Raw genomic sequence first — 17,333 nt, 5'->3', positions numbered from 1 at the left:
TTAAAAAAAAGAGCAAAATACTAATTCAAATTGAATTATCTTGTCGACATTATCAGAATTATGAAGAAAGAAACCACATTAGTTGTCTTGGCTGCCGGAATGGGCAGTAGATATGGCTCTACAAAGCAAATAGATGCTGTAGGAAGTTATGGAGAAACCATCGTAGATTTTTCTATTTATGATGCTTATTTAGCAGGTTTTAGAAAGATCGTATTTATTGTAAGAGAAGCAATTTTAGAAGATGTAAAAGCAGTCTTTGATCCAAGATTGGAAGGAAAAGTAGAAGTAGACTATGTTTGTCAAGAGCTCTATAAGATTCCGGAAAAGTTTTTAGAAAACCAACGAACAAAACCTTGGGGAACAGCTCATGCCGTTTTGATGGTAAAAGATGTTGTGCAAGAGAATTTTTGTGTGATCAATGCCGATGATTTTTATGGAAGAAATGCGTTTAAGATGATGCGAAATGCTCTTCTAGAAGCAGATGAAGATAGTTATGAGTTTTCAATGGTAGGTTACCTGTTGAAAAATACATTATCTGATTTTGGAAGTGTATCTAGAGGAGAATGCATTACAGGAGACGATCAGTATTTAGAAGGAATTACCGAAAGAACCCATATAGAAAAGAAGGGAGACAAAATTTTTTATCAACAGGAAGCATCAGAAGTTGAATTATCACCTAATACTGTTGTTTCGATGAATATTTGGGGATTCACACCAAAAGTATTTCAAAAACTTGAAGAACAGTTAAACGAATTTTTAGAAGAAAACTATCTGAGCGAAAAAGCAGAATACTTCCTGCCGTTGGTTATCAATAAACTAATAAAAACCAATACAGCAACGATAAAAGTACATACTACAGATGCTGATTGGATGGGAGTAACCTACAAAGAAGATAAACCTCATGTTGTTTCAGAAATAAAAAGATTGCAGTCGTTAGGACATTACCCTGAAAGAATCACTTTACAAAATGAGTTCATTAAAGGATAGACTGAATTACATTCTGGAGCATTTTAATGTTGAGGGAACTGTTGTTTCCTATCTGAAACTTACTTCTGGGCATATCAATGATACCTATAAAATAACCACTGAAAAGGCGAGCTATATCTTACAAAAAATCAACGGATTTGTGTTTAAGGACGGAGCCGAGTTGATCAATAACAAAGCTAAGATCAGTAAGTTTTTATTAGAGCAAGAACAGAATAACACCTCCAATACACTAAGTTTTGTACAAACTAAGAAGGGAGAAAACTATTATAAAGACGATAAAGAGGATTTTTGGAACCTTTCTCATTACATAGAAGGATCCAAAACATACACAAAAACTCCAAACGAAAGAGTAGCTTCTGAAGCAGGAAGAATAACGGGTAGCTTTCTATATGATACTCGAAACTTCGATAGTAAGAAGCTCACGCCTATATTTTCAAATTTTCATACGATGTCTTTTCGAGTGAAGAATTTTGAAAAAGCTCTCCAAAATGCAAACGCAGATCGTCTAGAACAAGCACAAAATACCATCGCTTTTTACGAAAGTACAAAACAGATGATGTATAGCTTAGAGAAAGCTATAGAGCAAAAAGACCTTGCTTTAAGAGTAACACATTCAGACACTAAGATGTCTAATATATTATTTGCAGAAGATGATGAGGGAATCTGTATGATCGATACTGATACCGTTATGGAAGGAATTCTTCATTATGATTATGGAGACGCGATCAGAACAATTTGCAACAATGCAAATGAAGATGAAAAAGACCTAAATAAGGTAAGCTTCAACCTTTCTTTTTTCAAAGCCTACACCCAAGGTTTCTTCCAAGGGCTTCGCGGAAGCATGACTTCAAAAGAAGCACAATACTTATCTGGCAGTATATTTGAGATGATTTTTATCATGGGACTGCGTTTTTTGACAGATTATCTTTGTGGAGATGTTTATTACAAAGTAACCCATAAGACTCATAATCTGGAGAGAGCAGAAAACCAAATGAAGTTATTCGTAGATGCACAAAAAAAATCAGCAGAAATAGACGGTTTTATACAAGATTTACGCGCGTAAAACTCATTAGAAGCCCGTAACGATAGGGGTTAAAGATTGAATACTATCGAAATCGATTTCGTTTTTTTTTTACTCAAAGTGAACGATATTGAGTAATTTTACACTTGGAATATTATGGGAAAAGTTAAGAAAATAGCAGTAATGACCTCTGGAGGAGATTCTCCGGGAATGAATGCAGCAATACGTTCGGTAGTGAGAACTTGTGCGTATTACAGAACAGAATGTATAGGAATTTACAGAGGTTACCAAGGAATGATAGAAGGAGATTTTGTGTCTCTAACCGCTAGAAGCGTTAATAATATCATTAATAAAGGAGGTACGATCTTAAAATCAGCAAGATCTCAAGAATTCAGAACTCCGGAAGGAAGAAAAAAGGCACATGAAAACCTTATAGAACACAAGATTGATGCTTTGGTGGTTATTGGAGGAGACGGATCCTTTACAGGAGGAGTTGTATTTAATAAAGAATACAATTTTCCAATCATTGGAATACCGGGAACTATAGACAATGATATCTATGGAACCTCACATACTCTAGGATATGATACAGCTTTGAATACCGCAGTAGAAGCTATCGATAAGATCAGAGATACAGCATCTTCTCACAACAGATTATTCTTTGTTGAGGTGATGGGAAGAGATGCAGGTTTTATCGCCTTAAATGCAGGAGTAGGAGCAGGAGCAGAAGAGATTTTAATTCCGGAAGAAGACTTAGGGTTAGAACGTATGTTAGAATCTTTAAAGAAGAGTAGAAGAACAGGAAAATCTTCGAGCATCGTTGTAGTGGCTGAAGGAGATCGTTCCGGGAAAAATGTATACGAATTAGCAAACTATGTAGAAGAAAATTTACCCGAATATGAGGTAAGAGTATCTGTATTAGGACACATGCAAAGAGGAGGCGCGCCCTCGTGTTTTGATAGAGTTCTTGCCAGTAGATTGGGAGTAAAAGCAGTTGAGTTGTTATTGGATGGTAAAACCAACCTTATGGTAGGGCTAAAAGATAATGAAGTAGCCTCAACTGATCTGGAAAAAGCAATAAAAGGAGGTCATGAAATCAACAGAGAACTACTTAGGGTTTCAGATATAATGACCACATAAACACTTAAATTTTAGAAATGATTAAAATTGGAATTAACGGATTTGGAAGAATCGGTAGATTAGCTTTCAGGTCTGCAATGAGTAGAGAGAATATGCAGGTAGTAGCCATTAATGATCTTTTAGATGTAGATTATTTGGCGTATTTATTAGTTCATGATTCAGTTCATGGAAAGTTTGACGGTGAAGTAGAGGTAAAAGATGGTCAGTTAGTTGTAAACGGGCAAACCATTAGAGTTACAGCAGAAAGAAACCCTGAGAATTTACAATGGGATGCTGTTGGAGCAGAATATATTATTGAATCAACAGGTTTCTTCTTAACTCAAGAAACTGCCGGAACACACATCAAAGGAGGTGCGAAGAAAGTAATTATTTCAGCTCCATCTAAAGATGCAAAGATGTTTGTAATGGGAGTAAATCATCATGAATTAACAGCAGAAGAAACTGTTTTTTCAAATGCTTCATGTACCACAAACTGTTTAGCACCGATTGCAAAAGTAATTCACGAAAAGTTTGGATTGGTAGAAGGGTTAATGACTACTGTTCATGCTGCAACTTCAGGACAAGGAGTAGTAGATAGTCCAAACAAAGCAAGAAGAAGAGGTCGTTCTGTTTTAAACAACATCATTCCTGCAACTACCGGAGCAGCAAAAGCTGTAACAAAAGTAATTCCGGAATTAGAAGGAAGATTAACAGGAATGGCAGTAAGAGTTCCTGTAGCAGATGTTTCTTTAGTAGACTTAACTTTCAGAACAGAAAAGCCTGCTTCTCTAGAAGATGTTTTAGGAGCCTTAAAAGAAGCTTCAGAAGGAGAATTAAAAGGAATCTTAGGATATACAGAAGAAGAAGTAGTCTCTCAGGATTTTGTTTCTGAAACCAACACTTCTACCATTGATGCCAAAGCTAGTTTATCATTAAATGAGAACTTCTTTAAAGTGATCTCTTGGTATGATAATGAGTATGGATATGCTACTAAGATCGTAGATTTACTAGAGCATTCAGCATCCTTATAAAACAATACAATTACAAAAAAGAAAAGCCCTCAATTGAGGGCTTTTTTTATTTTACAGCGATCATACTGATCTCTACATTAACAAATTTTGGAAGATTGGCGACTTCTACAGTCTCTCTTGCCGGAGCGGTATCTTCATTAAAATAAGAACCATATACTTTATTGATCTCAGCAAAGTTGTTCATGTCTGAAATGAAAATAGAAGTTTTTACTACATTTTCAAAAGTCATATCCGCAGCTTTTAAAACAGCTTTCATATTTTCCATAACTAGCTGAGTTTCTTCTTGAATAGATCCCAATTGTAACTCTCCGGTTTCCGGGTTGATAGCAATCTGTCCGGAAGTGTATAAAGTGTTGCCCGATAGAACAGCCTGATTGTAAGGCCCTATAGGTGCAGGTGCGTTTGGTGTTTGAATGATTTTTTTCATGATGATTTATATTAGAACAAAACTCTGTTCGGAGGTCTGTTTTTATCGTATTTCAAGTCGCTTAATACAGAAGATTTCACCCCAATAAAGAAGGTGTACGATTGATTAACTCCAAATGGTACCCAGTTAAAGTTCAATCGCCAACTATCCAAATCTCTCGAGAAGTTCAATCGAGTAAAAGAGAATCCGCCATTAAAGATATCATATCCGGAAGAAAACCCAACTTTCCATTTTGGAGTTAGTTCAAGATCTCCACCAAACATCAATGAGTGTGTTCTAATCTTACCCGGAGTTACTCCATCATTTGAGTAAAATGCAGAATACGCTAAGTTTAATGTCCACGGAATCGTTGCTCGGTATAACTCTGTTTCTTTTTCTTCAGTTCTGTTGTTTTGACTACTACTAGGAGTAGATGCAAATCTATTGGTAGGATCTATATTTCTTCCTAAAACATCAGGAGTATTTTGATTCCCATTTCCTGAGTTGTTGTTTTGTGTATCGTCAGCTTCACCACTAAAATCCTTGCTTGAGAGCGAATAATTTGCCGTTACATTGGCAGAAGTCATACGCAGTAATCCTTTGTTGAATTTATTGATTCGGTTTCCGGAATCATCAACTTGATATGGATCGAATACAGCATTAAAATTCACAGCAAGCTTGTCTTTAAAGAGACGTGTACCCGCAGTCATGTTTACCGGCGACCAGCGTAAACTGTCAGCAGCAATATTATAGGCGGTTTGAAAATTTAAATTGTTTAAAATAGTGATCTTCCGATCCTCTTCATCACTATCGGGGTCCTTGGGGGCAACTTTGGCTTCCAGAACGTTGTTAATAGAGATTCCAATAGAACTACTCAACCCGGCACTAGGTGTTCCGTATAAACTTGTTCCATCTCCAAAAGGAGAATAGGTAATAAGATCTGTGGGATCAGAACTTTGCGCAACTTGCATGTTGTATCTATCCGCAAAATCCGGTCTGTAAGTAAAAGAAACAGAAGGACGGATCGTATGTCGGATTGCTTTTAATCGACCTCTCTTAAAGTTAAAAGTTCCGTAGATATTGGTCGATAAGTTTAAACTTGTACTGTATTCTCTAAAACTTCTAAACCCTCTAATCGTATCTGTAACAACCGCACCAAAAGAACCATCTGAATTTTGAGCTGTAGGGTCAAAAGTTTTATTAGCCGTTTGAAAGTTCCATACCTCTCTATAATTAATGCTAGGAGATAAGGTAAAATAATTTAGTAAGGTAATATTAGTGCTGGCGTCAGTTCTGTGCTGCACACCGGATCTGGCAGTTTCAAACATCTTAGAAGTAAAGAAATCTTCCTCTGTTGTATTTATTTGGTATTGCCCTTGCAAATTATACGTAAGGCCGATGTTTTGAAGAGGATTCTTTTTAATTCCTCCTTTACCAGCAAACGGATAGATCCTGTTCATGTTTACCTGTAATGTAGGTAAGGTCATAGAAACAAGCTCTGTGTTTGTATTCTGTGAGTGTGTAGCTGTCAAACTTAAATTGAACGGAGTTCCTACAAAGGTCTTCTGATAGGAGATCGAAGAGTTAAAGGTATTCGATAAGAAATTCGAATTGTTAAATTCATTCAACGATTGTCTAAAGTATTGACTACTACCAATATTTACTTGAGCACTAAAATTGGAAGTAGGATTAGATTTCGGATCTTGTCGATGACTCCACCTAAAATTAAAGTTTGTTGCTTCAGAAAAATCATCAAACCCACGAGTACTTTCTATGATCTTTTCAAAACTCAGATTCAGATTTCCAGAAAACTTGTAACGAACATAGTATTGTGAGTTGGTCCGAAGCCCCCAACTACCATTGGAATATACATCTCCCAGAAGTTCAAGATCTACATAATCGTTAATGGCAAAGTAATACCCTCCATTTTGTAAGAACAGTCCTCTACTGGTACTGGAACTCCAAGAGGGGATAATAAATCCGGAAGTTCGTTTTTGTCCAAGAGGAAAATAAGCAAAAGGTAAAAATACAGGAGTGGGAACATCAGCAATAACCAAGTTGCTAAATCCGGCTACAATCTTCTTTTTAGGAACAACTTTAGCCTTGTTTACACCAATATAATAATCAGGATTCTCTTTGTCGGAAGTCGTAAAACGGATATTACGCATAAAGATCGTAGAATCGTTCACCCGTTTTGCTTTCTCTCCCAAAACAATTACACCCGGATCTTGTGTGGTTTTGATCCCGTAAATAATTGCCTTTTTGGTTTTAAAATTATACAACATCGAATCTTGTTCAGATTCTTGCCCTCCTTGCTTAAAAATAGGACGTTGTTTGTATCCAGTACTGTCTTTAATACCCTTCGCAAAGATTGTATTGTTCAGGTAATCGATAATAATAATTCCGGCCTGTAAGTCAATATCTGTATACTTTACACGCGCTTCGTTGTACAGCGTTACTGTTTTTTTCTTCTTATCTAAAAACTTGTAATCCTTCGCAAAATCAGTAATAATATCAGTAATAACCTCTTTAGGTTTTATAGTGTCTTTTATTACGGTATCTATTTTCTTGAGAAGTAAACTATCGTTTTTGATTAGCTTAGTGCTATCCTTTTTTATTTTTGGAAGTGTATCCTTACGAACTACAGGAATCTTTTTTCCTTTCGGTTTTATATCTTGCGATGTTACATGTAGTGAGCAAAACAAGAGCAAGAATAGCAGTATGTATGACAGATTTGATTGCAATATTTTAATATGCTATTTTTGTGTCTGGGTAAAAATATGGCTCAATAATTGAAGCACCAAATTTGAAACGCCAAAATTAGTTAAATTTTGTTGATAGAATCCTTACAAAACCACAAATTTAGTACCAACTTACACAAGGTATTGGTATTTATTTTCATTTTCTCACTTTTCTTGTTTCCCAACGAAACATTTGCACAAAAACAAAAGTTTGTTGTGATGTTAGATGCCGGTCATGGTGGGCATGAACCAGGCAATGTAGGAAACGGTTATAGAGAGAAGAATATTGCCTTAAAAGTAGTTTTGGCAATTGGTAAAGAATTGGCAAACGAAAAATCAATCGATGTAAAGTACACAAGAACCAAAGATGTATTTATCGATTTATGGAAAAGAGGGGAGATTGCCAACAAAGCCAAAGCAGACTTATTTGTTTCTGTTCATTGTAATGCGCATACATCAAATGCTTACGGAACAGAGACCTTTGTGTTAGGTTTACATGCTAATAAGCAGAATTTTGAAGTAGCTAAAAAAGAAAATGCTGTAATCTTATTAGAAGATAACTATAAAGAACGCTATAAGGGCTTTGATCCTAATTCTGCAGAATCAGTTTTGGGACTAACCCTAATGCAAGAAGAAAACTTAGACAAGAGTCTTGCATTAGCACATAGTGTTCAAAAGAATTTTAGAGGAAGCTTAAAAAGAAAAGACAGAGGAGTAAAACAAGCAGGTTTTATTGTATTACACCAAACCTATATGCCAAGTGTTTTGGTAGAATTAGGGTTCTTAACCAACAAAACTGAAGGACGCTACCTAAATTCAAAAAAAGGACAACAACAAATGGCAAAAGCTATTGCAAAAGCCATTAAGAAATATATTAATCAATTAAAATTGAATACCATTTCAACAGATACTGATACGGTAGTTGTAAAGAATGATGACAAAAAAGATGATGATGTTGTTGTAGAAGAAAAAGAAGAAACAAAGGAAGAAGGAGATATACTGTTTAAAATACAGATTGCATCAAGTAAGAAAAGGATTAAAACCAAATCCTATAATTTTAAAGGCTTGAGAAACGTTGAAAGAGTGAAAGTAGGAAGGTATTACAAATACTATTACGGACATTCAGATGATTACCAAAAGACCAAAGCATCTTTTGCGAAGGCAAAAAAGAAAGGATACAAATCTGCGTTTATTGTAGCGTTTAAAGAAGGGAAAAAAATCTCCTTGGCTGAAGCTTTGAAATAGGCGAAGAGTTCCTGTTTTCTGAGGAAAAAAATGAGTATTATTGTAAGACAAAAAAGAACAAATGTCTAGAGAAGTAAAAACGGGTATTGTATCACTTGTGATCATCGCGCTTTTTGTATGGGGATATAATTTCTTAAAAGGGCAAAACCTTTTTGAGGCAAACTCACGAACATTCTATATAGAATACGATAATATTAGAGGATTAAATAAGGCAAGTACTGTAAGCATCAATGGTTTGCAGGTGGGTAGAGTTTCGGACATTACCTTCAATACAGATCCTGATAAAAAAGGAATGTTGGTTGTGGAAATTGCGGTTGAAAACGATTTTCCATTTACCAAAAACAGTGTGGTAAAAATCTATTCAACAGGAATTATTGGTGGAGAATCTTTAGCTATTATTCCTAGTTATGAAGGCGAATTAGCAGTTTCCGGCGATTTTTTGAAAGGAGAAGTAGAGTCTGATATATTTACTTCAGTTGGACAATCCTTGAATCCTCTTAAGACAAAAGTAGAAAGAGTAATCATTGAAGCAGATTCACTTCTCATTGCTTTGAATGACATTCTGGATGATAAAACTCGCCGTAGCTTCAAAAGAACAATTCGCGGTTTTGAGGATATGACTTCTACAATGAACAAAACACTGAGTTCTTTAAATAAAATGATAGACTCTAGTAGGTTGGATATTGATGTAACATTGGAAAACACCAAAAGAGTAACAGACAATTTTGCGAAAGTATCAGACACCTTGGTAAATGCCAATATGGGATTAACCATTAGAACCCTAAAAGGAACTCTAGACAATGTAAATGGCTTACTGTCAGGGATGGAAGAAGGAAAGGGAACAATTGGAAAATTAATGACCAACGATTCCTTGTATGTCAATCTTACCAATGCTTCAAAAGAACTGGAAGAGCTGTTAAGAGAAATGAAACTTAACCCTAAACGCTTTGTACACTTCTCTTTATTTGGTAAAAAAGCAAAGCCATACAACGAAGAGAATAACAAGAAAAACGTTTCCAATAAAAAATAATGAGTTGGATCAAACTCATATCCTACCAAGAATCCAAAGGTAAACTAAGGCGTTTATACGATAAAGTTACCGGACCCAATCATAATGTAGATAATATTATGATGGTACACGGTCTCAGACCACATACCATGGTAGGTCACATGTCATTATACAAAAATGTACTGCACAACAGCAATAATACATTACCCAAATGGTATTTAGAAGTTTTGGGAGTGTTTGTAAGTATGTTGAATGATTGCGAGTATTGTATCGAGCATCATTTTGCAGGATTGAAACGATTGTTAGACAATGATCAAAGAGCAGATGAGATTAGAAACTCGCTGCTAAATAGAATGTTTCTAAACATTTTAAACGATAAATTTGTGCAAGGAATACTGTACGCTGAAAAGCTAACTTTGGATGCTAAATCAGTAACAGAAGAAGATGTCATCGCAATGCGTAAATCTGGTTTGACCGATGGAGAAATCTTAGAGATCAATCAGGTTGTGAGTTACTTCAATTATGCCAATAGAACCGTATTAGGCTTAGGAGTTTCTACAAAAGGAGATATATTAGGATTGTCTCCAAACGATTCTAGCGATGAAACAAATTGGAATCATCAATAAATTAACTAAACCAAATCTATGGATTACATATCGAACATCCTTTTTGCAGTTGCATTACTTGCAGGAGTTGGGTTCTTTGTGATGAATGTTCGAAAACTCATCAGAAACATCAAGTTAGGAAGAGAAGTAGATCGCTCAGATAATAAATCTGCTCGATGGAAGAACATGGCAAGAGTAGCTTTAGGGCAATCAAAAATGGTAAGCAGGCCCATTGCAGGAATCCTTCACATCATTGTTTATATTGGATTTATCATTATCAATATAGAAGTGCTGGAGATTATCATCGATGGACTTTTTGGAACGCACAGAGTTTTTCAACCTCTTTTAGGAGATGGGGTATACGGGTTCCTTATCGGAACATTTGAAGTATTGGCTCTGCTAGTTTTTGTGTCTGTTATTGTTTTCTGGTTAAGAAGAAATGTAATTCGATTGAAGCGTTTTCTAAACAAGGAAATGAAAGGATGGCCAAAGAATGATGGGAATTTCATTTTATATTTTGAAATGGTGTTGATGAGTTTGTTTATTGTAATGAATGCTACAGATCCATCGTTTCAAGAAGCAGGAATTGGAAACCCAATCAGTCAATTTGTAGCACCTTGGTTTTCCGGATTATCAGTAGATACCATTCACTTGATCGAAAGATCAGCTTGGTGGGTTCACATTCTGGGAATATTGGTATTCTTAAATTACCTATACTATTCTAAGCACTTGCATATCCTTTTGGCATTTCCAAATACATACTACGCCAACTTAAACCCTAAAGGTCAGTTTACAAATTTAGAATCTGTAACCAACGAGGTAAAAATGATGATGGATCCTGATGCAGACCCTTATGCAATGCCGGCAGAAGGAGCAGAAGAAGAGGTTCCGGAAAAATTTGGAGCTAGTGATGTCATGGATTTAAACCGTGTACAATTGTTGAATGCATATACCTGTACAGAGTGCGGGCGTTGTACATCAGCTTGTCCGGCAAACCTTACAGGAAAAGAATTATCGCCAAGAGGAATCATGATGAAAACTCGTGATCGTTTGGAAGAAGTAGGGAAGAATATAGACAAGAACGGAGAGTTTAAAGACGACCAGAAACAGTTGTTGAATGATTATATAACTCCAGAAGAATTATGGGCATGTACAAGTTGTAATGCCTGTGTAGAAGAATGTCCGGTAAACATAGATCCGCTATCCATTATCATGGATATGAGAAGATATTTGGTTATGGAACAATCAGCAGCTCCACAAGAGTTGAATATGATGATGACCAATGTAGAGAACAATGGAGCGATGTGGCAGTACAGTCCAATGGATAGATTAAACTGGAAAGACGAATAAAAAGTAAGCGATATGAACGTACCAACAATGGCAGAAATGATGGCTCAAGGAAAACAACCGGAAGTGTTGTTTTGGGTTGGGTCTGCAGGAAGTTATGACGATAGAGCAAAGAAGATCACAAAAGCTTTTGTAAAAATATTGCACAAAGCCAATGTAGATTTTGCTGTGCTGGGAACAGAAGAAAGTTCTACCGGTGATGCTGCAAAAAGAGCAGGAAATGAATTCTTGTTTCAAATGCAGGCCATGACCAATATCGAGATCCTGAATGCTTACGAAATAAAAAAGATTGTAACCTGCGATCCGCATTCGTTCAATACCTTAAAGAATGAATATCCGGGATTAGGAGGAAAATACGAAGTATACCATCATACACAATACATCAAGCAACTGATAGATGAAGGAAGGTTGAGTCTATCAGGCTCAATGGGAGGAGAGCGAGTAACTTTTCACGACCCTTGCTATTTAGGAAGAGCCAATGATGAGTATGAATCACCAAGAGATCTGATCAGAAGATTGGGGGTGAATTTGGTAGAGATGAAACGCAGCAAAAACAGAGCTTTGTGTTGTGGAGCCGGAGGAGCGCAGATGTTCAAAGAACCTGAAAAAGGAGATATGGATATCAATGTACTAAGAACCAAAGATGCCTTAGCAACCAACCCTAAAGTAATTGCTACAGGTTGTCCGTACTGTAATACCATGATGACGGATGGTGTGAAGTTTCACGAAAAGGAAGCAGAAATTCAAGTAAAAGATATTGCTGAGCTTATTGCCGAAGCAGAAAAATTATAAAATATACTTCTATACGAATAAGGAAGAGCGATCTTCCTTTTTTTATGTCTATGATACAGCACTACGTTAAAGCAGCACGACTAAGAACACTTCCCCTTTCCATATCAGGAATCATTGTAGGAGGTTTGTTGGCCATGTCTAAGGATATGTTTGATTGGAGTATTTTTATACTAGCCTTGCTAACCACTATAGGGTTTCAGGTTCTTTCCAATTTTGCAAATGATTACGGTGATGGTGTCAAAGGAACAGATAAATATAGAACCGGAGAAGAACGAATGGTTGCCTCCGGAGCAATTAGTCCAAAGCAAATGAAACAAGCAATGGTAGTAACAACGATTATTACTTTGATCGTTGCTTTGTATCTTATTTACCTAGCTTTCGGAAAAGATAATTTCTCATATTCAGTACTTTTCTTTTTGTTGGGAGTAGCTTCTATAGCCGCCGCAATAAAATACACGGTAGGAAGTTCAGCTTACGGCTACAGTGGGTATGGAGACATTTTTGTGTTTATATTCTTTGGTCTGTTAAGCGTTGTAGGAAGCCATTTTTTATTTACAAAAGAAGTAGGTTTCTTAATCTTTTTACCTGCATTTTCTATTGGGATGTTAAGTACTGCCGTATTAAACTTGAACAACATGAGAGATCGTGTAAATGATGAGAAGGCAGGAAAGAATACGATCGTTGTAAAGATTGGAAGTGAATTCGCTAAATACTATCATTATTACTTAATTGGAGCTTCATTACTATTTGCTTTAGCCTATGTTTCTATGCATTATGAAAAGCCAATTCAGTTTCTTTTTTTAATAGCCTATATCCCATTGATGAAGCACATCTTTTTTGTACTTAAGAACAAAGACGAGTCATTGCTAGATGGTCAATTAAAAGTGGTTGCATTAAGCACTTTTTTATTCGCGATCCTTTTTGGAATAGGTCAAGTTTTGTAATTTTAATTTCTTACTAATCTCAATTTATGAAAGTTGTAAAAGTCATTTTAATCATTTTGGTTGTTTTAACCCTTATCTTCTTTGGAACAGGTTTGGTGGTGAAAGAGAATAATTATTCCTTAGAAGTAGAAGTGAATAAACCAATCTCAGAAACTTTTAGATTGTTCAACGATCAATCTAAAACCAAAGAATGGATTCCGGAGTTTCAAAAAGTTGAAGTGATCAATGAAAAACCGGGAGTAACCGGAAGTGAATACCGAATTACTGTAGACAATAATGGGCAAACAATAACTATGAAAGAGAAGGTTTTAGCCTATGTAGAGAATGAGAAAGTAACTTTTTATGTCGATTCGGAAAGCGTTTTAAAAACAAACGATTACAGTTTTACAAGCGAAGGAGGTAAGACAAAGATCAAACTAGATGTAACTTATCAAGGAGAATCGTACATACTCAGTTGTGTATTCCCATATTTTAAAGGAACCTTCAAGGGAATTGATGAAGGATATTTGCAAAATTTCAAAGCTTTTGCAGAAAAACAATAGTCAAGTGAACTCTTTAGTTCAAACAAAAATAGCTACCATAGAAGATGCGGAAACAATTTCGGCATTGGCAAAAATAACCTTTGCAGAAACCTTCGGACATTATTTTAGAGACCCTAAGGATTTACTCTCATATTTTGATCGTACCTTTTCCGTAGAAAAGATATCAGACAGTATTCAAAAAGAGAACAATATTTTTTGGCTTGGGTTTTATGAAGATCATGCAGTAGGATATGCAAAACTCAAACTCAACTCACCCTCTCCATTTGTTTCAGGAAAGAACCTATCGCAGCTACAGAAGATATATGTACTAAAAAATTTCTTATCTCAAAAAGTAGGATTGGAGCTTCAAGAGACACTTTTAGCATCAGCAAAAGAAAACGGATCAGAAACTGTTTGGTTATCTGTACTGAAGCAAAATGAAAGAGCCAAAGGCTTTTACCTGAAAAATGGATTTGAAGTTGTAGGAGAACACGATTTTCAGATCGGAAAAGAGCATTTTGAATTTGATGTTATGCAAAAAGAACTCATATAAATGAAAGCATCTTATCATAAATACATATTAGAATTCAAAAGACCTAGCGGGACTTCAAGAGGAATCTTGAAAACCAAAGAAACGTGGTTCATCCTTTTAGAAGAAAACGGGAAGAAAGGAATTGGCGAATGTGGAATTCTAAGAACACTAAGTGTAGATGACAGACCCGATTACGAAGATAAAATAGCGTGGGTATGTCAGAATATTCATTTGGGATTAGCTGCTTTGTTACAAGAAACAAGAGAATTTCCAAGCATTCAATTCGGATTAGAACAAGCTTTCTTATCTCTAAGTAGCGAAACTCCATTTTCTTTATTTCCATCAGTCTTTACAACTACAGAAAAAGCAATCAATATCAACGGTTTGATCTGGATGGGAAGCGAGGATTTTATGAAATCTCAGATCAAAGAAAAACTAGCACAAGGTTTCAAATGCATCAAAATGAAGATTGGTGCTATAGATTTTGAAACAGAATTGAGCTTGCTTAAATCCATTCGTAAAGAGTTTACTGCAGAAGATATAGAACTACGTGTAGATGCAAACGGAGCTTTTTCTCCACAAGAAGCTTTAGAAAAATTAAAAAGACTATCTCAATATCAATTACATTCCATAGAGCAGCCAATCAAAGCAGGGCAGTTGCAAGAAATGGCGAGATTGTGTGAAGAAACACCATTGCCTATTGCTTTGGATGAAGAGCTTATTGGAGTTTTTGATGTAACAAAAAAGAAAGAAACACTACTAACAATAAATCCTCAGTATATCATTCTAAAACCAAGTTTGGTAGGAGGGTTTAAAGGAAGCCAGGAGTGGATTGATCTGGCAAATGAGAACGAGATAGGGTGGTGGATCACAAGTGCCTTGGAAAGTAATGTAGGATTAAATGCCATAGCGCAGTGGACCTACACATTACAAAACCCAATGCCACAAGGTTTGGGTACCGGAAGTTTATTTACAAACAATTTTGATAGTCCGTTAGAAGTAAAAAACGGATATTTACAATACAATAAAACCAAGAATTGGAAATTTAATTTAGACTAATATGAATTTTTTTCAGACAGGATATAAAGGAAAAAATGACTGGTGGATGTACATAGTTACATTAATCCTAGTGTTTATAGGAACTCAAGTAGGATCTATTCCTTTGGCTATTGCAGCCTATAATCAAGTAGATGGAGACATGCAACGTTTTTCTGAGACGGCCAATGATGCATGGCTAAACATCGGTATGGATTCTAACTTATACTTATTCTTGATGATTTTATCCTTTGTTGCAGGTCTATTAATGCTGTACTTAGCAGTAAGAGCAATCCATAGAAAGAAATGGAAATGGATTGTTACTTCAAGAGATAATATAGATTGGAAGAGAGTCTTCTTTGGAGTAACTGTTTGGGGAGCGATATCAATAATCTTCATTGGGCTAGATATCTTTTTATCACCTGAAAGTTACGAATGGAATTTCAAGCCTATTCCTTTCTTTACGTTAGTATTAGTATCAGTTCTCTTTATTCCGTTGCAAACCAGCTTAGAAGAACACCTTTTTAGAGGTTATTATATGCAAGCCATAGGAATGTGGGTAAAGAACAGATGGTTTCCATTAATTGTTACCTCAGTTGTTTTTGGTCTGTTGCATGGAGCCAATCCAGAGATCGATAAAATAGGATATATTGCTTTTGTATTTTATATAGGTACCGGATTCTTTTTTGGAATTGTAACGCTGTTGGATGAAGGAACAGAATTGGCTATTGGAATGCATGCCATCAACAATATCATAGCAGCGCTATTTGTAACTACAGATTGGACAGTATTTAGAACAGATGCATTGTATGTAGATACTTCAGACCCTTCTGTTGGATGGGAAATGTTCTTGCCTGTATTTGTTTTATACCCATTAGTACTTATTATTTTCTCTAAAAAATACGGTTGGAAAAACTGGCAAGAAAAACTTTTTGGAAAAGTAGAAAAACCTATCAATCAAGATGTCATTGAAGAATTGGGTTCATAAAGAATTTCAATTGAATGGACGTTCTTTTTCTGATGAGAAAGAGCTGTTGGAATTTTCTGCGTCCATTTCCAATGCACTGCATACCTTTTTATCCGATTGGTTTTCAGAAAAGCCTTTTGTTAGTGTTACAACATCAGGCTCTACAGGAAAACCTAAAAACATAGAGCTTCAAAAAGAGTTTATGAAGAACTCTGCACAAGCAACAGGAGCTCTCTTTCAAATAGGAGAGAAGACCAAAGCTTTGTGTTGTTTACCTATAGATTTTATAGCCGGAAAAATGATGCTCGTAAGAGCAATGACACTTGGCTGGCATATAGATGTGGTTGCACCTAGCTCATCACCACTAGAAGGAATACACAAGAAGTATGATTTTTCTGCCATGGTACCGCTTCAAGTGAGAAATTCTCTAGAGAAATTAGATCAAGTTCGTAAGTTGATCGTTGGTGGAGGTGTCGTTTCCTTTGAGTTGCAACAACAGTTACAGCAAGTATCTACTCAAGTTTATGCAACGTATGGTATGACAGAAACCATTACTCATATAGCTGTCAAAAAATTAAATCATGGAGCTTGGAATCATTACCAAACATTGCCCAATATTGCTATTTCTACAGATGATAGAAATTGTTTAGTGATCGATGCGCCAAAGGTTTCAAAAGAACGTGTGGTAACTAATGATGTTGTCAAAATTATTTCGTCAAATGAATTTGAGTGGAAAGGGCGATATGACAATGTGATCAACTCAGGCGGAATTAAATTGCATCCCGAAGAGATCGAACGAAAACTATCAGAATTTATAGAAAACCAATTCTTTGTTGCCGGAATTGCTGATGAAGAATTAGGAGAAAAATTAGTGTTGGTTATAGAAAGTGAAGCGTATTCTATTTCCGAAAATATATTTTCAAACCTATCAAAATACGAAAGACCCAAACAGATCTATTTTGTCAAAGAATTTGTAGAAACAGAGACAAAAAAAATCCAACGAAATAAAACGTTGGATTTGATATAAAATT

At 35.8% G+C, this 17,333-nt stretch carries 17 protein-coding genes; 15 read left to right on the top strand and 2 right to left on the bottom strand.

Annotated elements, in window-relative coordinates:
- The first annotated feature begins 60 nt into the window (after positions 1–60).
- From ACFSRZ_RS01565 to gap, 4 genes are all read left to right on the top strand, one after another.
- Positions 61–987 (top strand): sugar phosphate nucleotidyltransferase, encoded by a 927-nt coding sequence (locus ACFSRZ_RS01565; protein WP_379664760.1) that lies wholly within the window; start codon positions 61–63, stop codon positions 985–987.
- Entirely contained in the window at positions 968–2,050 is a 1,083-nt protein-coding gene (locus ACFSRZ_RS01560; RefSeq protein WP_379664759.1) for a phosphotransferase, read from the top strand. Before ACFSRZ_RS01565 ends, ACFSRZ_RS01560 begins: the two co-directional genes overlap by 20 nt.
- Before the next feature lie 114 nt (positions 2,051–2,164).
- Entirely contained in the window at positions 2,165–3,148 is a 984-nt protein-coding gene (pfkA, locus tag ACFSRZ_RS01555) for a 6-phosphofructokinase (protein WP_379664758.1), read from the top strand.
- 17 nt (positions 3,149–3,165) lie between these two features.
- On the top strand, positions 3,166–4,158 hold the full coding sequence (gap, locus tag ACFSRZ_RS01550; protein WP_379664757.1) for a type I glyceraldehyde-3-phosphate dehydrogenase: 993 nt from the start codon (positions 3,166–3,168) through the stop codon (positions 4,156–4,158).
- A gap of 46 nt (positions 4,159–4,204) precedes the next feature.
- Here the strand turns inward: gap and ACFSRZ_RS01545 are convergent, their stop codons facing one another.
- Both ACFSRZ_RS01545 and ACFSRZ_RS01540 read right to left on the bottom strand, forming a co-directional pair.
- Positions 4,205–4,585 (bottom strand): RidA family protein, encoded by a 381-nt coding sequence (locus tag ACFSRZ_RS01545; RefSeq protein ID WP_379664756.1) that lies wholly within the window; start codon positions 4,583–4,585, stop codon positions 4,205–4,207.
- A gap of 11 nt (positions 4,586–4,596) precedes the next feature.
- Positions 4,597–7,269: a putative LPS assembly protein LptD gene (locus tag ACFSRZ_RS01540; RefSeq protein ID WP_379664755.1), complete on the bottom strand. Its 2,673-nt coding sequence runs from the start codon at positions 7,267–7,269 to the stop codon at positions 4,597–4,599.
- A gap of 132 nt (positions 7,270–7,401) precedes the next feature.
- Here ACFSRZ_RS01540 and ACFSRZ_RS01535 point away from each other — a divergent pair, with 132 nt between their 5' ends.
- From ACFSRZ_RS01535 to ACFSRZ_RS01485, 11 genes are all read left to right on the top strand, one after another.
- Entirely contained in the window at positions 7,402–8,550 is a 1,149-nt protein-coding gene (locus tag ACFSRZ_RS01535; RefSeq protein WP_379665497.1) for an N-acetylmuramoyl-L-alanine amidase family protein, read from the top strand.
- Between the two features lie 61 nt (positions 8,551–8,611).
- Positions 8,612–9,580: an MlaD family protein gene (locus ACFSRZ_RS01530; protein WP_379664754.1), complete on the top strand. Its 969-nt coding sequence runs from the start codon at positions 8,612–8,614 to the stop codon at positions 9,578–9,580.
- Entirely contained in the window at positions 9,580–10,185 is a 606-nt protein-coding gene (locus tag ACFSRZ_RS01525; protein ID WP_379664753.1) for a carboxymuconolactone decarboxylase family protein, read from the top strand. Before ACFSRZ_RS01530 ends, ACFSRZ_RS01525 begins: the two co-directional genes overlap by 1 nt.
- Before the next feature lie 18 nt (positions 10,186–10,203).
- Positions 10,204–11,514, top strand: coding sequence for a 4Fe-4S dicluster domain-containing protein (locus ACFSRZ_RS01520; RefSeq protein ID WP_379664752.1), 1,311 nt, complete (start codon positions 10,204–10,206; stop codon positions 11,512–11,514).
- 12 nt (positions 11,515–11,526) lie between these two features.
- Positions 11,527–12,303, top strand: a complete 777-nt coding sequence (locus tag ACFSRZ_RS01515; protein WP_379664751.1) for a (Fe-S)-binding protein — start codon at positions 11,527–11,529, stop codon at positions 12,301–12,303.
- A gap of 44 nt (positions 12,304–12,347) precedes the next feature.
- Entirely contained in the window at positions 12,348–13,247 is a 900-nt protein-coding gene (gene menA / locus ACFSRZ_RS01510) for a 1,4-dihydroxy-2-naphthoate octaprenyltransferase (RefSeq protein WP_379664750.1), read from the top strand.
- A 26-nt stretch (positions 13,248–13,273) separates the two neighbouring features.
- On the top strand, positions 13,274–13,789 hold the full coding sequence (locus ACFSRZ_RS01505; protein ID WP_379664749.1) for an SRPBCC family protein: 516 nt from the start codon (positions 13,274–13,276) through the stop codon (positions 13,787–13,789).
- Between the two features lie 4 nt (positions 13,790–13,793).
- Positions 13,794–14,321 carry a GNAT family N-acetyltransferase gene (locus tag ACFSRZ_RS01500; protein ID WP_379664748.1) on the top strand — a complete coding sequence of 176 codons (528 nt, stop codon included), beginning with the start codon at positions 13,794–13,796 and terminating at the stop codon, positions 14,319–14,321.
- Positions 14,322–15,359 carry an o-succinylbenzoate synthase gene (locus ACFSRZ_RS01495; RefSeq protein ID WP_379664747.1) on the top strand — a complete coding sequence of 346 codons (1,038 nt, stop codon included), beginning with the start codon at positions 14,322–14,324 and terminating at the stop codon, positions 15,357–15,359.
- Between the two features lies 1 nt (position 15,360).
- Positions 15,361–16,323 carry a CPBP family intramembrane glutamic endopeptidase gene (locus ACFSRZ_RS01490; RefSeq protein ID WP_379664746.1) on the top strand — a complete coding sequence of 321 codons (963 nt, stop codon included), beginning with the start codon at positions 15,361–15,363 and terminating at the stop codon, positions 16,321–16,323.
- A complete protein-coding gene (locus tag ACFSRZ_RS01485; RefSeq protein ID WP_379664745.1) occupies positions 16,298–17,329 on the top strand; it encodes an AMP-binding protein in 1,032 nt (343 codons plus the stop codon). Before ACFSRZ_RS01490 ends, ACFSRZ_RS01485 begins: the two co-directional genes overlap by 26 nt.
- Positions 17,330–17,333: the final 4 nt, after the last annotated feature.

The sequence above is a fragment of the Pseudotenacibaculum haliotis genome, from assembly GCF_042684245.1.
Classification (GTDB): domain Bacteria; phylum Bacteroidota; class Bacteroidia; order Flavobacteriales; family Flavobacteriaceae; genus Polaribacter; species Polaribacter haliotis_A.
This window is presented reverse-complemented; position numbering and strand designations above follow the sequence as displayed.

Coding starts and splice junctions, on each gene's coding strand:
- ACFSRZ_RS01515 (WP_379664751.1), top strand. CDS start 11,527: ATGAACGTACCAACAATGGCAGAAATGATGGCTCAAGGAAAACAACCG.
- ACFSRZ_RS01505 (WP_379664749.1), top strand. CDS start 13,274: ATGAAAGTTGTAAAAGTCATTTTAATCATTTTGGTTGTTTTAACCCTT.
- gap (WP_379664757.1), top strand. CDS start 3,166: ATGATTAAAATTGGAATTAACGGATTTGGAAGAATCGGTAGATTAGCT.
- menA (WP_379664750.1), top strand. CDS start 12,348: ATGTCTATGATACAGCACTACGTTAAAGCAGCACGACTAAGAACACTT.
- ACFSRZ_RS01565 (WP_379664760.1), top strand. CDS start 61: ATGAAGAAAGAAACCACATTAGTTGTCTTGGCTGCCGGAATGGGCAGT.
- ACFSRZ_RS01530 (WP_379664754.1), top strand. CDS start 8,612: ATGTCTAGAGAAGTAAAAACGGGTATTGTATCACTTGTGATCATCGCG.
- ACFSRZ_RS01495 (WP_379664747.1), top strand. CDS start 14,322: ATGAAAGCATCTTATCATAAATACATATTAGAATTCAAAAGACCTAGC.
- ACFSRZ_RS01560 (WP_379664759.1), top strand. CDS start 968: ATGAGTTCATTAAAGGATAGACTGAATTACATTCTGGAGCATTTTAAT.
- pfkA (WP_379664758.1), top strand. CDS start 2,165: ATGGGAAAAGTTAAGAAAATAGCAGTAATGACCTCTGGAGGAGATTCT.
- ACFSRZ_RS01485 (WP_379664745.1), top strand. CDS start 16,298: ATGTCATTGAAGAATTGGGTTCATAAAGAATTTCAATTGAATGGACGT.
- ACFSRZ_RS01520 (WP_379664752.1), top strand. CDS start 10,204: ATGGATTACATATCGAACATCCTTTTTGCAGTTGCATTACTTGCAGGA.
- ACFSRZ_RS01490 (WP_379664746.1), top strand. CDS start 15,361: ATGAATTTTTTTCAGACAGGATATAAAGGAAAAAATGACTGGTGGATG.
- ACFSRZ_RS01545 (WP_379664756.1), bottom strand. CDS start 4,585: ATGAAAAAAATCATTCAAACACCAAACGCACCTGCACCTATAGGGCCT.
- ACFSRZ_RS01525 (WP_379664753.1), top strand. CDS start 9,580: ATGAGTTGGATCAAACTCATATCCTACCAAGAATCCAAAGGTAAACTA.